This is a genomic window from Dactylosporangium cerinum (assembly GCF_042653625.1).
Lineage (GTDB): Bacteria > Actinomycetota > Actinomycetes > Mycobacteriales > Micromonosporaceae > Dactylosporangium > Dactylosporangium cerinum.
In genome coordinates, this window is the sequence record NZ_JBHSIU010000039.1 from 26,979 (window position 1) to 39,959 (window position 12,981).

General features: G+C 68.2%; 9 protein-coding genes. 5 read left to right on the top strand and 4 right to left on the bottom strand.

Features of this window, described 5'->3' with window-relative positions; translation table 11 throughout:
* Window positions 1-1,016: 1,016 nt before the first annotated feature.
* Window positions 1,017-2,312, bottom strand: a complete 1,296-nt coding sequence (locus ACFPIJ_RS28610; protein WP_380119238.1) for a M23 family metallopeptidase — start codon at window positions 2,310-2,312, stop codon at window positions 1,017-1,019.
* A 319-nt stretch (window positions 2,313-2,631) separates the two neighbouring features.
* On the opposite strand from ACFPIJ_RS28610, the gene ACFPIJ_RS28615 reads away from it, so the two are divergent.
* Window positions 2,632-2,931 carry a transposase gene (locus tag ACFPIJ_RS28615; RefSeq protein ID WP_380119240.1) on the top strand — a complete coding sequence of 100 codons (300 nt, stop codon included), beginning with the start codon at window positions 2,632-2,634 and terminating at the stop codon, window positions 2,929-2,931.
* A gap of 626 nt (window positions 2,932-3,557) precedes the next feature.
* On the opposite strand, the gene ACFPIJ_RS28620 is transcribed toward ACFPIJ_RS28615, so the two are convergent.
* From ACFPIJ_RS28620 to ACFPIJ_RS28630, 3 genes are all read right to left on the bottom strand, one after another.
* Window positions 3,558-4,973, bottom strand: coding sequence for a cellulase family glycosylhydrolase (locus ACFPIJ_RS28620; protein WP_380119242.1), 1,416 nt, complete (start codon window positions 4,971-4,973; stop codon window positions 3,558-3,560).
* A 328-nt stretch (window positions 4,974-5,301) separates the two neighbouring features.
* Window positions 5,302-5,454 (bottom strand): hypothetical protein, encoded by a 153-nt coding sequence (locus tag ACFPIJ_RS28625; RefSeq protein ID WP_380119245.1) that lies wholly within the window; start codon window positions 5,452-5,454, stop codon window positions 5,302-5,304.
* 244 nt (window positions 5,455-5,698) lie between these two features.
* Window positions 5,699-8,134 carry an alpha-L-rhamnosidase-related protein gene (locus ACFPIJ_RS28630; protein WP_380119247.1) on the bottom strand — a complete coding sequence of 812 codons (2,436 nt, stop codon included), beginning with the start codon at window positions 8,132-8,134 and terminating at the stop codon, window positions 5,699-5,701.
* A 631-nt stretch (window positions 8,135-8,765) separates the two neighbouring features.
* On the opposite strand from ACFPIJ_RS28630, the gene ACFPIJ_RS28635 reads away from it, so the two are divergent.
* The 4 genes from ACFPIJ_RS28635 (at window position 8,766) to ACFPIJ_RS28650 (ending at window position 12,936) form a co-directional block, all read left to right on the top strand.
* Complete coding sequence (locus ACFPIJ_RS28635) at window positions 8,766-10,217, top strand: beta-1,3-glucanase family protein (RefSeq protein WP_380119250.1); 1,452 nt, start codon at window positions 8,766-8,768, stop codon at window positions 10,215-10,217.
* Between the two features lie 456 nt (window positions 10,218-10,673).
* A complete protein-coding gene (locus ACFPIJ_RS28640; protein ID WP_380119253.1) occupies window positions 10,674-11,615 on the top strand; it encodes an ABC transporter ATP-binding protein in 942 nt (313 codons plus the stop codon).
* The gene (locus ACFPIJ_RS28645) at window positions 11,612-12,385 is read left to right on the top strand and encodes an ABC transporter permease (protein WP_380119256.1); all 774 of its coding nucleotides are present in this window, start codon (window positions 11,612-11,614) and stop codon (window positions 12,383-12,385) included. The genes ACFPIJ_RS28640 and ACFPIJ_RS28645 overlap by 4 nt, the downstream gene beginning before the upstream one ends.
* Entirely contained in the window at window positions 12,382-12,936 is a 555-nt protein-coding gene (locus ACFPIJ_RS28650; protein WP_380119259.1) for a hypothetical protein, read from the top strand. The genes ACFPIJ_RS28645 and ACFPIJ_RS28650 overlap by 4 nt, the downstream gene beginning before the upstream one ends.
* Window positions 12,937-12,981: the final 45 nt, after the last annotated feature.

A 12,981-nucleotide genomic window follows, 5' to 3' on the forward strand; every position in this document is an offset into this window, starting at 1 on the left:
CGAACAGGTCGGTCTGCAGCAGGATCGCCGTCCACGCCTCACCGACGATTCCTAGGTCGCGCAGGTGATGGGGCAGGCGGCTCGCCCGTTCGTCCAGGTCTCGGTACGTCAGGCACTCGTCGCCGCGCTCCAGCGCGATGGCGGAGGGCGTGCGGTCACAGACGGCCTCGAACAGGTGATGCAGGCGCCGTGCGCCGTCGGGGGCACCGTCGCTCGCGGCCCCTGGCGGCGGGCAGCCGAAAGATCGGATCGTCCGCCTCACCACCGTCCGAACCCGCGTTCCCTAGCGGCATGGTGATTCTGGTGGCGCGTGCCTGGCTCACGAAACAGCTCCAAATCTGCCGGCGCCGGCGAATTCGGGGGACGACGCCAGCAGGTCGATGGTGCAATCCTCATCGAGATACGGCCATGTAACCGTGGCAATTCCCGACGATGAAACGTGAAAGCTGAACCAAACGCGCCGAGGGCGGTCCCGGACGCGTCCGGCCGGGGTTACCGGAATCCGGGCCGCTTGGCCGAGCGTGGCGGCGCCTGCGCCGCGCGACGCGGACATCTTCGTCGGGCGATCAACAAACGACACTTCCCCGGGGCCGCGTGGTCGTTTCCGGTCACATCACGAAATCGACACCTGGGCGGGCGTCGCCATTCCAGGTTGACAGCTCCGGATCCGGGTGCAGGGCATTCGCCAGGCAGTTCTCACCACGAGACCACCCGCCCGGCCCGGCGCCCACCCGAACGGCCACGGTGCGATCCCGGCCGGTTCCTGGGCCTCACACGGGAAATCACCCACACCGCCACGGCGCGCCTCCGCCGGACGCAACCTCCTGATCGGCCTCGGCACCATCGGCAGCTTGGTGGCGCCACACACCGGGAACGAGGATGCTCGGGCGCCCATTGCCGGGTAGACGGCGGGTGAGATCCGCGCCGTCTACCCGGCAGCGGTGGGACGTCCACCCGTGACCCGCCCGCCATGTCTATGCCAGATCATCACCCACGAAAATGGATGAGATGTCCTCTTAGCAGTTCGGCCCGATGGTGTCCGTCCCGGTGTAGACGAACGCGTCGCTGACCCAGGTGCCGTCGGTCAGCTTGTCCCAGACCGCGGTGGGGCCCCAGCGGCCGGTGAGGGTGGTGCCGTTGCGCCAGCAGGAGATGGTGACGGTGGTGCCGTCGGAAACGGATCCGACGATGGCGTACCCGGTGCCGGGTCCTGAGCGCTTGTTGATGCTCGTATCGTCGTTGGCGTCAACGATGCCCTGGTTGAAGTTGAGGGCGCCATAGTTGTACAGCAATCCACCGACATCCGTGTGCTGGCCCCCGGCAGCGACCTGCGTGCTGCCGTGCAGCGCATAGCCGCCATACGGGGATGATCCGCTGATGAACACCCATTGGCCGGCAGATCGCGTGTTCCACGAGACCCGGGTGCTGCTTTTGAGGATGGACCAATGGACGTGCCGATAGGGGGCGGAGCCGCCACAGGACACGTCGGTGCCGGTGTAGCCGAGGAAGGCCCCTTCGCCAACGGAGCCGCCGTTGTAGTCGACAGGCGCCCAGAGGTGGTAATGATCGGTGGTGTAGCCACTGCCGTGGTAGACACGCACCCAGCCGCCGTACTGTCCCGAACTGGACCCGGCGCACATCAGGTACGCGGTGCCGCTACCGGGGGCCAGCACGCGGAAGTCACCACCGTTCAGGTCTATCGAGCTGTATGGGGTGTCGGAGCCGTTCCAACCGTGCGGTCCACCGGTGAGTCTCCAGGACTGGCCGATCGCGAACGGCAGGCGCAGCCCGGTGTTGTACGTGGTGTCCGCCGTGGACATTATCGTGACGGCGGCCGGCCCCAGCACTTGGCGCTCCCGAGCGGACACGATGGTTGTCGGCGCTTGACTGGCCAAAGCGCTGAATTCCGCGGTGCCGTCGAGGGTTGCCTGCCAGCCAGAACCGGTGCGGTGGGCGAGAAACATCCACCCCGTCGGGTACTGGTCGGGTTTCGCGGGTGCGGTCAGCACCGCGCTGCCGAAGGCCCAGCCGCCGACCCGGCGTTGGACGTCCACCCGCGAGTGTCGCCCGGCGGCGGTTGCCTGTAACTGGCTCAGTTGCGCCCGTTGCATGATCGCGGCGGATACGGTTTCGTGCAAGCTGCTGCCCGGGGCGGCTGGCTGGGCGGCCGCCGACGTCTGGGTGGAAATCGCTTCGAAGAGCACCGCAAGCAGCGTGATCATTGCGGCGGCGAACGCGCGTCTGACGATGGAGGGGTACGTGGACACGGCTTGCTCCTCACGGGTCGGCGAAGGCCGGTTGGCCTTGATCAACGGATTTAGGGTGGGGGAATCCCAGCAGAACGATGCCAATGAATCTATGGCAAGAATCCGATCATAGAAAGTTAAAGCAGTGGGGTTCACCCGAATGTGGACACCGAGAGCGCTATTCAAAAAGTCGTGATGGCTCCGCCGGGGCAGATGCGAGCTATGCGAGGAACCGGAAAGGGTGCAAGTCCACCAGATCCGAAAACTCGCCCAACTGGCGCCGTTGCATTATTTGATCGGATGGCGCGGTGAGGCCGCGCTCCCACTCGGCTCAGATGTGGTTCCCCTCGTAACGTGGAGGCCAGGACTTGAGGGATAGAGGTTCATGGCTGAGACGAGACGCCGATTCGATCCGGAGTTCCGCGCGGGCGCGGTCCGGATCGTGCGGGAGACTGGGAAGTCGATCGCGCAGGTAGCGCGTGATCCGGGGATCAATAGCGGCACCCTCGCCAACTGGGTGCAGCAGGATCGTGCGGTTCGTGGCGAGGCGGCCGCTGGGCAGTTGGCCGAGGACGAGCGGGCTGAGCTGGCGCGGTTGCGGCGGGAGAACGCCGAGCTGGCGATGGAGCGTGATGTCCTCAAGCGATCCGTGGTCCTGTGGGTCAAGGAAGCGACGAGCCGGTGAGCGTGGCCGCCTTCATCGCTGCCCAGAGGACCGAGCACCATGTGCCGCACGCGGTGGCCTGCCGGGCCCTCGGGGTGTCCGAGTCGTGGTTCTACCTGCCACCCGCTGACCGCCCTGAGCGAACGGATCCAGGAGAACGAATCCTTCTCGCCTAACCACTCAACACGACCACCGTCTCTGTGCCAGAGCCGAAAACTTGACAGTCCCCGGGCGGCGCGGGTCGGGAGGTATCTGCTCGAGGTCGTGGACGACGGCGACACCCTTGTCGGGTGCACCACCGTTCGCCCGCCTGCGGGGACGACGGGCCGCCACCCTCATCGTCCGGGTCCTGCACCGGTGGCGGCGGCGCGGCATCGGCGCGGAACCTTACGCGCGGGCGATGGGGCCACCGTCGCCGCGGTCGCCATCGTCGCGTCCACCGCCCTACTGCGGCGACCGCTACCGCGTGGTATCCAAACTGACGCTCACGGACGAGCCGAACGCGGCCAACCCCGCCATCACCCCGATCATGGCGACCGGCTGACCGCCATGCGAGCGGGCCCTCGCTGAAAGGCGCGGGCCCGCGCACGATGCCGTCCGGTCACCCGGTGGTCATGGAGTGAACGTCGGGACTCCGCCCCGCTCCGTTACCGCGCGGTGCCGCTGGCCCACAGGGGCGCCCGGCCGTTGTGGTAGATGACGAGATTGCCGTCGTCCTGCATCTCCAGGAACGGATCGACGCGGCCCGAGCCCCAACTGCCTGATGCCCAGGCGGGTTGATTCGCGTTGTTGTAGAGGACGAGGTTGCCGTCCGACTGCATGTCGACGCGCGTGGGCTTGCGGTCGGCCGGCAGGTTCCAGGTGCCCGTTGCCCAGATCGCGGCGTTGTTGTCGTAGATGACCAGGTTGCCGTCCGACTGCATGGTGAGGCGGAACCGGCCGTTCGGGGAGGTGAGGCTCTGGCCGCCGGTCAGCTGCGCCCCGGCGTTGAGCCGGGAGCTGGGGTTACCGCCACCGCCGCCGGGGAAGTCGTCGGGCGTGGCGATCCGGTCGCGGATCCACCTGCCCGCTTCCTTGAGCCGGCCGACCGAGTAGTCACCGCTGCTGCAGGTGCCGCCGTTCCAGACCGCGCCGGAGCGCTGGTCGTCAGAGTAGTTCCAGTTCGTCCAGCTGATCTTGCGGTTCCTCATCAGGTCGATGTACTTCTGCGACTGCGCGAAGTTGTTCGGCCCATCCCCCGACGCCTGCTGGGTGCCGAACTCGCTGACCCACATGGGGATCCGCTGCGAGGCCCTGTCCAGCGTGTTTAGGTACTCGTCGTCGTGCGAGGCAGCATAGAAGTGGAACGTGTACGCGATGTTCGTCGCGTTCACCGGGTTGTTGATCACGTCGGTCTCGTTACGGCCGTCGGAGACGCCCAGCGAGCCCCAGCCATGCGTGCCCACCAGGATCGGCGCATCACCGTCGATCGCCCGGATCAACGGAATCATCGCGTGGGCGTAGTCGCGGATCCGCGCCCAAGACACCTCATTCGGCTCGTTCGCGATCTCGTAGATGATGTTGTTCCGGTTCTTGTTCGCGTTCGCGATGTCGGTGAAGAACCTCTTCGCGTTCGCCAGGTTGTAGTTCGGGTCACCGGGGCTGAGTTGGTGGAAGTCGACCACCGCGTACATGCCACGGTCTGAGACCATCTGGATCGCTTGGTTCACCTTCGCCGTGAACCCAGCCGGGTCGGTCTCATACCCGCCCTCCTGCACATACATCGAGATGCGCAGAACGTCCGCCTGCCAGTCGTTCGCCAGCGCGTTCATCGAGGCGTTGTTCACGCACTGCCAGTACCACTGGATGCCGTGTGTCGACATACCCCGCAGCTGAATCGCCTGGCCGTACTGATTCTGCACCTGCGTCCCGACGATCTTCAACTGACCGTTGGCCGCCACAGGCGTCGAAGCCAGGGCCGCCGTCGCGGCGACTCCGACGGCGGCGCCGCTCGGGGTGCCGACGAATACGGTGGAGGCGGCGAGTCCCGCCGCCACCACGAGTGTGAGTAACCGGTGCCGCATGAACCCTCCATAGATGTACGTCGATGACTTGGAAGACCCTGCGGCACCGACCGGCACTGCGTCAATAATTGTTAGGCAATTTGCCTATCGTTTTGCAGTGATAGACACCAGGCGGCACGCACATGGTGGACGGGTGCCTTCGACGTCTCCGCGAACTTTCACCGACCGGCCCGGACCGGCGTCGCCGTCGGCTCGGCGCTAACCACCACTCGGTGAAGTGCAGATGCGGCTCAAAGCGGCGAGGGCTACAGCTGTACAGAGCCGGCGTCGGCTCAGCCCCCGTGCGGCTCGAGCATTCGAGAGGACAGCCCGTCCCCATGCGCGACCGCTACCTGTGGGTGCCGCTGGCCCAGATCGGGGTTCGACCGTTGTGGTAGATGACGAGGTTGCCGTCGTCCTGCATGTCCAGGTACGGATTGACGAAGGTGGAGCCGAACGTGCCAGCGGCCCAGGCTGGCTGGTTCGCGTCGTTGTAGGGCACCAGGTTCCGTTGGTTTGGCCTCAGGGACCGGCATGCGTGCTCGTCCCCCACCGCGCACGGCGAGGACTCCCGCAAGGCCAGCGATCGATGCCACGCCAGAACCTAGGTGACGCTGGACAGGAAATCCCGCCGTGGGGTTGGGGGTTCCTGTCCAGGCCGCCAGAGTCAGGGCCGGGTTTGCTCCCGGCGCGGGAGGAACGGCCCGGGGGACGCCGAGGCCGCGCAGGGCGGCTGTTGCGCATCGCTACCGGGCGGTGCCACTGGCCCAGAGTGGGTTGCGGCCGTTGTGGTAGATGACGAGGTTGCCGTCGTTCTGCATCTCCACGAACGGGTTGACGCGTCCTGAGCCCCAGCTGCCGGAGGCCCATGCCGCCTGGTTCGCGTCGTTGTAGAGCACGAGGTTGCCGTCGGCTTGCATGTCGACGCGGGTGGGTCGGCGGTCCGCTGGCAGGTTCCAGGTGCCGGTGGCCCAGATCGGGCTCGCTCCGTCGTAGATGACGAGGTTGCCGTCGGTCTGCATGCTGAGGCGGAAGCGGCCGTTCGTCGAGGTGAGCGATTGGCCTGCGGTCAGCCGCTGCCCGGCCTGCAGCTGGTTGGCAGCGGTGGGCGGTGTAGGCGGCCCCGGGTTGCCCAGCCCGGTGGCGGTGAATTGGTAGCTGCCCGGGGCGACGCCGGTCAGGTACACGTACGCATCGTCCTGGCTGCCGCCGCCGATGCCCGGTCGCGGAGTGAAGGTCCCGTTGTTCCAGACGACCGCTCCGTTGACGGAGACGGTGATGTTGCCGGTCAGCTTCGGGATGCCGACCCGGCCGGTGGTGCCCGACGGGCTGTTGAGCGTTGCGGTGAAGGTACCCGCCGACGGGTTGCGCGACCAGGATGCGTTGACCGCACCCTGCGGCATGGTGATGCGCCCTTCGACGCTGGTCAGGTCGCCGGGATGGGGCACGAAGCGGTACTGCCCGACGGTCGGCTCCGGGGCCGTGCCGAGGACGTGGAACGTCAGCGCTGACGTCGGCGCGGTCGACCAGCCGTGCGCGAGGCTCATGAACCGCGGGTCGTAGGCGAAGGAGCCGTCGGCCTTGATACCCTCCCACATCGTGCTCTTCGTGCCGATCGGGCTGTCGAGCATGTGACCCCATGTGCGGCGGATCTGCGTCAGGCCGGTGAAGTCGTCGCCCGCGATGAAGTGCGCCTGCAGCTCCATGCCGCCGGAGAACGGGTGGACGTCGCCATTCCACTCCGGCGTCATCCCGCCGTAGGCGTTCCACCGCCCCGCGAGCCGCTGCACGATGCTGGTGTTCTTCGCGGTCGAGTCGGTGAGCCCGTACCAGACCGCCAGGGCGTTGCCGTCCTGCGGGTACAGGCCGCTCGATGGGTTGTCCCGGTACATTCCGGCGCTGGCGTCCCACAGCCGCGAGTTCGCGGCCGACTTGAGCGTGGCGGCCCGATTGGCGTAGCTGGATGCGAGGCCGCTGTCACCCTTGACCGTCGCGAGCCTGCTCGCACCCATGAGTGCGCCGTACATCAGCGCGTTGGCCTGGATGTTGTTCCCGCCCTGGCCGTTGCGCGCCCAGTCCGCGTTGTTCGTGACGTTCAGCAGGCCGGAGCCGTCGATCTTGTTGATGATGTACGTCATTCCGCTGGTGAACCTCGACCACTGCGAGTCCAGCCAGGCCCGGTCGGCGGAGTAGTTGTAGTACATCGACGCTGCGTACAGCGTCCACAGGTGGTAGGTGTCCGAGCCCCAGAGGTCGAACGGCGGGCCGCAGTACGGCAGCTCGCCGGAGGACCGCTGCCGGTTGTACAGGGTCGTCAGGGCGTTGCGGGTGGACTCCAGCTCGTTGGTGGACGCGTACGCGGTGGGCGTCGCGATGCCGAGGTCTCCCGGCCAGACGGTCCGGTCCCGCTTCGGGGCGTCCGACAGCACGGCGGTGCCGACGCCGATCACGGCGCTGTTGTCCCATTCCGTCGACGGGGCAGGCCATGCGCGGCCCTGGTTGGACGCGATGGTGCTGAGCTGCACCGTGTACGCGCCGGCGTACCAGATCCGGTTGAGCAGGTCGTCGTTGGAGTAGAAGTAGTTCGCGTAGTCGGCCGGGTTGGCCTTGCCGGGCGCCGCCGTGAAGTTCAGCGTGACGCGGGTCAGGTCGATCCAGCCGGATGTCCTCAGGAACACGGTCAGGTAGCGGAAGCCACCGCGTAGCCTCGCGGTCGGCATGGTGTAGGTGCTGTTCGGACCCGCCGCGGCCGTGAGCGCACCGTCCAGCCGGCCCTCGTGCGTGGCGCTGGTGTCGCTGTTGGTCCCGACGAAGAGCGACGACTCGCTGAACGCCAGCCCGAGCTGCTGGTTGCCGTCACTGGCGGCGCCGAAATTCAGTGTTGCCAGGCCGCCGACCTCCTTGCCGAAGTCGAGGGTGATGGACGAGTTCTGACCGGAGATCCGGGTCGCCGAGCCGGACAGCACGTTCTGCGGGTTGGCGACCGTGCCGGTGGTGCGGAACACCGCCGTCGGCCGGACCGTGCGCGACGTCGGCGACAGGTTCAGCGCTTCGATCGCGCCTGGCGGTGGAGCCGCGGCCGCGGGGGCAGCCCGGCCCGGCACCGCGCCACCTGGCAGGAGCGCTGCCAGCAGGAAGAGCGTCATGAGGGTACCGGTCTGGCGGACGAACGATCTGCGCATGGCTACTCCGTGCGTTGCTGATCGGCGCACGTCGATGCTGCTGCGCGGCACAGCGGGGCGGGCTGCCGCAACGACCGGACGAGAGCCGAGGGTGGGCGGGGGTAACGGAGCCGATGTGCGCCGCTGGCGGTGGCGCGATCGAGGTGCACTGAAGCTCTTAAAACGTTTCATAACATGCAACGTTTCAGACGATGCCATCGATGTCATCCGGCGTCAAGGCATCGGAGGGCATCGGTGTCGCCGGCGCGGTCGGGCTCACTTGGGGTCAGGGCGCGAGCGCCGCAGGTTGTGCACCGTGTGGACACCGCGGCGACCGCGCCCGAGACAGCTCGAGCCAGCGGACCGCTCCGTGAAGCAAACCGTCGCACCCCCATTGACATGCATCTTGTCCCCCACGATTCTGTGAGAGCGCTCTCGCCATTGAATCGATCCATCCGCCACCGGACCGACGCGGAGCGCCCTGCCGGAGGTGCGCCCAGGGCCCACCTTCCGACCCCCGCGACCTGAGGAGTTGCCTGTGCGTACCACACGAAGACTCGCCCACTGGCTATCGGCGGTGGCGATAGCCGCGCCCATCGCCGTCGGCGTCGCCGCGTCACCCGCTCACGCGGTCGGGCCAGATCTGTTGCCGATGACGGTCACGAACAACACGGGCCGCGCCGACGCGGTCTACCTGTACGTGCTCGGTGTGTCCCTCAAGCCCGGTGGGCGGCTCGGGTACGTCAACGCGGCTGGCATCCACACCCCGTGGACGGGTGGGTCGTTGCCTCCCTCGCCGGCGCCGGACGTGTCGATACCGGGCCCGCCGAACGGCCAGAGCGTCACGTTGCGGATCCCGCGTGAGCTGTCCGGCCGCGTCTACATGTCCTTCGGTGAGAAGCTCAAGTTCTTCCTGAGCCCGGACGGCCTGGTACAACCGGCACCCTGGAACCCCAGTGACCCGAACCGCAACATCCTGTTCGACACCAGCGAGTTCACCTACAACAACGCCGGCCTGTGGCTGAACAGCTCGCAGGTAGACATGTTCGCCATCCCCCACGCGGTCACGGTGACCGGCAGCACCGGCATCACGACGCGGACCGGCGACCTGGTCAACGACGGCCGCAACAGAGTGATCAACGACATCAGGAACACGGCGGGGTTCGCGAACACCGTCCACACCCGGTCCGACGGCACCGTCCTGCGGGTCTGGGCTCCCGGCAAGGCCGTCGACAGCGGTTCGATGGACGCCAACTACCTGGACCCGTACATCGCCAGCGCGTGGAACGCATACACCAACCGCACACTGACGGTGGTACCGTTCCAGAACGAGCCGAACACCAAGTTCTTCGGCCGCACCAGCGGAAACGTCATGAACTTCACCAACGGTGCCGGCCAACAGGTGGCCTCGTTCACCAGGCCCTCCACCGCCAATGTGTGGGGCTGCGACGGGAACCTGCGAGCGCCGAATGACCTGGTGGTGGGTCCGATCGCCCGGACGCTCTGCGCCGCACTGCACCGCTCCACGCTCGGCACCTACGACACCGAGCCGCGCTACAGCCCGAGCGAGTTTTACCACGGCACCATCACCAACCACTACTCGCGGATCATCCACGCGAACATGGCCGACGGTAAGGCCTACGGCTTCGCCTTCGACGACGTCGCAGCCCAGGAGTCCCTGGTCCACGACGGCGACCCCCGTGCCGCGGGAATCATCATGAGTCCGTTCGGCGCAGGGAACCCGGGCACCGGCAACCAGCTGCAGGCCGGGCAGCGGCTGACCGCAGGCCAATCGCTCACCTCGACGAACGGCCGCTTCCGCCTCAGCATGCAGACCGACGGCAACCTCGTCATCTACGACGGAGCGAGCCCGATCTGGGCCACCGGCACCTGGAACCTGCCAGCGGACCGCCGACCCACCCGCGTCGACATGCAAGCCGACGGCAACCTCGTGCTCTACAACGACGCGAACCAGGCGGCATGGGCCTCCGGCAGCTGGGGCTCAGGACGCGTCAACCCGTTCGTGGAGATGCAGAACGACGGCAACCTCGTCATCTACCACAACGGCCGCAACCCACTCTGGGCCAGCGGCACCGCACGATAGCAACGAGCACGGACGCGAAGGGGCGTTACCTCAACACGCGATCGGCAGGACCCGCAGTCGAGGACCAGCGCTCCTGACAGTGGCGTACGCCGTACTCCGGCCCGGTTTCTGAACCCGCACAGCGACTGGCGGCCAATAGACGAAGACGGGCAGGCGGCACCCGCCGCCTGCCCGCCGGACGCAGGTGACCGCTCCTCGACAACAGCGCGACAAGGCGTGAGCGCGGAAGGGCCCCGGCCACGGCGGCACCTTCCGCGCTCACACGGTGTGCGTCAGGCGGCGATGTCGCCACGACCTGCCCTCCCGTCATCCGAACGTCGTCCATGCCAGGGTCCCGCTCGGCAACAGAGGCCGGGAGGATCCGCCGGCCCCGCCGCGTTCTCATGCAGCTCTTATCGCCGCGCTGCTTCACTGCAGGTGGACGACCGATTGGAGGCGACGTTGACCATGGTTGACGTGACGATCGAGGCAGCCGGTCTCACAAAGCGGTTCGGCCCGCGAACCGCGGTCCGGGAGCTGAGCATCACCGCCCGCCGGGGCGATGTCGTGGGCCTGCTCGGGCCCAACGGCTCGGGCAAGACCACGACGATCCGCGTGCTCACCACCGTGCTGCCGCCGACGAGCGGGACCTTCGCGGTGGCCGGCATCCCGTCCGACCGCCCCGCCGAGATCCGGCGCCGGATCGGGGTTCTGCCGGAGAGCTCCGGGTACCCCGGCCAGCAGACCGGACAGGAGTACCTGCAGTACCACGCGCGACTCTTCGGCCGTTCCCGGACCGACGCCGTCCGGGTGGCGCGGGACCTGCTGGCCCAGGTGGGCCTGGCCGAGCGTGCCTCGTCGCGGATCTCGACGTACAGCCGCGGCATGCGCCAGCGCCTCGGCATCGCCCGGGCGCTGGTCAACGACCCGGCGGTGGTGTTCCTCGACGAGCCGACGCTCGGCCTCGACCCGGCCGGCCAGCGGCAGGTGCTCGACATGGTCCGCGACATCGCGCACGGCCGACACATCACCGTCGTGCTCAGCACGCACATGTTGCCGGAGGTCGAGGACGTCTGTACCGAAGTGATCATCCTCAACGCCGGCAGCGTCCTCGTCGCCGGGCCGATGGGTGAGGTCATGCGCGGGGTCACCGTGCAGCATTCGGGGCAGCTGCGGGTGCCGGCCGACCAGGTAGGGCCCGCGCGGCGGGCGCTGGCAGACGTGCCCGGGCTGACGCTGGACACCGTCACCGGCCGGCCCGAACTGATCAGGATCACGGTCGACGCGGGCCGGGACGCCGGACTGAACACGGCCCTGCGCGCGGTGCTCGCCGCCGACGTGCCGGTGCTCGGGTTCGAGGTCGAGGGGTCGCGGCTCAGCACCGCCTTCCTCACGATGACGGCGGAGGCAACGTCATGAACCGCTGGCGCGTGGTGGCCGCCCAGGAGTGCCGCGACCTGTGGCGCGGTGGCCGGGGACCGTTGCTGCTCTTCGGCTTCAGCGTGCTGCTGAGCGCTGTCACGTGGTTGACCGCCACGAACCTCGCGCTCAACTTCCTCGAGCAGCGCGAGGCGGTGAACCTCGTCGTGCAGGTAGCGGTGGCGGTCGGGGTCCTGGTCGCACTCGCCGTCAGCGCCGACGGGATCAGCGGCGAGCGCGAGCGCGGCACACTCGAAAGCCTGCTCCTGGCGCCCGTTTCGCGGCGCGCGATCCTCGCCGGGAAGTCCGTCGCCGCGTTGAGCCTCTGGTTCGCCGCCTTCGCGGTGAGCATCCCGTACGTGTGGGTGCTCGGGCGGGGCGTGTCGCTCGTCGGCTCCGCGCTCCTGCTCGGTCTCGTTGTCGGCACACTGCTTGCGGTGGGGCTCGTCGGCGTCGGCCTGCTGATCAGCGCGCTGTCGAACTCCAACAAGGTCAGCCTCGCGATCTGCTTCCTGCTGCTCCTGGCGCTCTTCGCGCCCACGCAGCTGCCCAGGATGCCGCAGGGCTGGCTCGGCGAGCTCCTGCGCCGGGTCAACCCGGTCAGCTCCGGGACGCACTACCTGACGTCGGTGCTCGTCAACGGGCACGACTGGACCCGCGACCTGTCCTATCTCGCCGCGCCGCTGATCACTGTCGTGCTGGCCGGTGTCCTGCTGGTCGTGACAGGCCCACGGATCGTCCGCCTGACCGGAGGGGTGAGCGGAGCATGAACAGGTTGATCGCCCGGACTGGAACGTCAGCGGTACTGGCAGTGCTCGCCGGAGCGCTCGCCTGGATGCCCGCCACACCGGCGGCCGCACAGCTGGCCGGGCTGCGGGTGACGCTGGAGCAGGACCGCGCCGCCGTCGATGTCGGCGACCGGCTCACCGTCCGCGCCCGCGTGGTCAACGCCGGTGCGCAGCCGACGGACCGGCTCGTCGCGCACCTCAACGTGGCCACGCTCGACAGCGGCGTCTACGTCGACCTGGAGGACTGGACGGCGAGCCCGACACAGGAGCTCGACCCGTTGCCGCCGGGCGCGAGCATATCGGCCGCCTGGGAAATCCAGGCGGTCAACGTCGGCAGCTTCGACGTGTACGTCGTGGTGCTGCCGAAGGGCGACACGCCGGACGCCCTCGTCGCCAGCCCGCCGCAGCTCGTGCGGGTGGCGGGGCGGCAGACGCTGAGTGCCGGCGGCGCCCTGCCGGTCGCGGTCACGGTACCGCTGCTGCTCGGCCTGGTGGTGCTCGGCGCCCGGCTGCGGCTGCGCCGCGGGCGGTGAGCCCGCGCTCCCCCGGTGTGCACACCCGGCGCTTCCGCCGAGGTG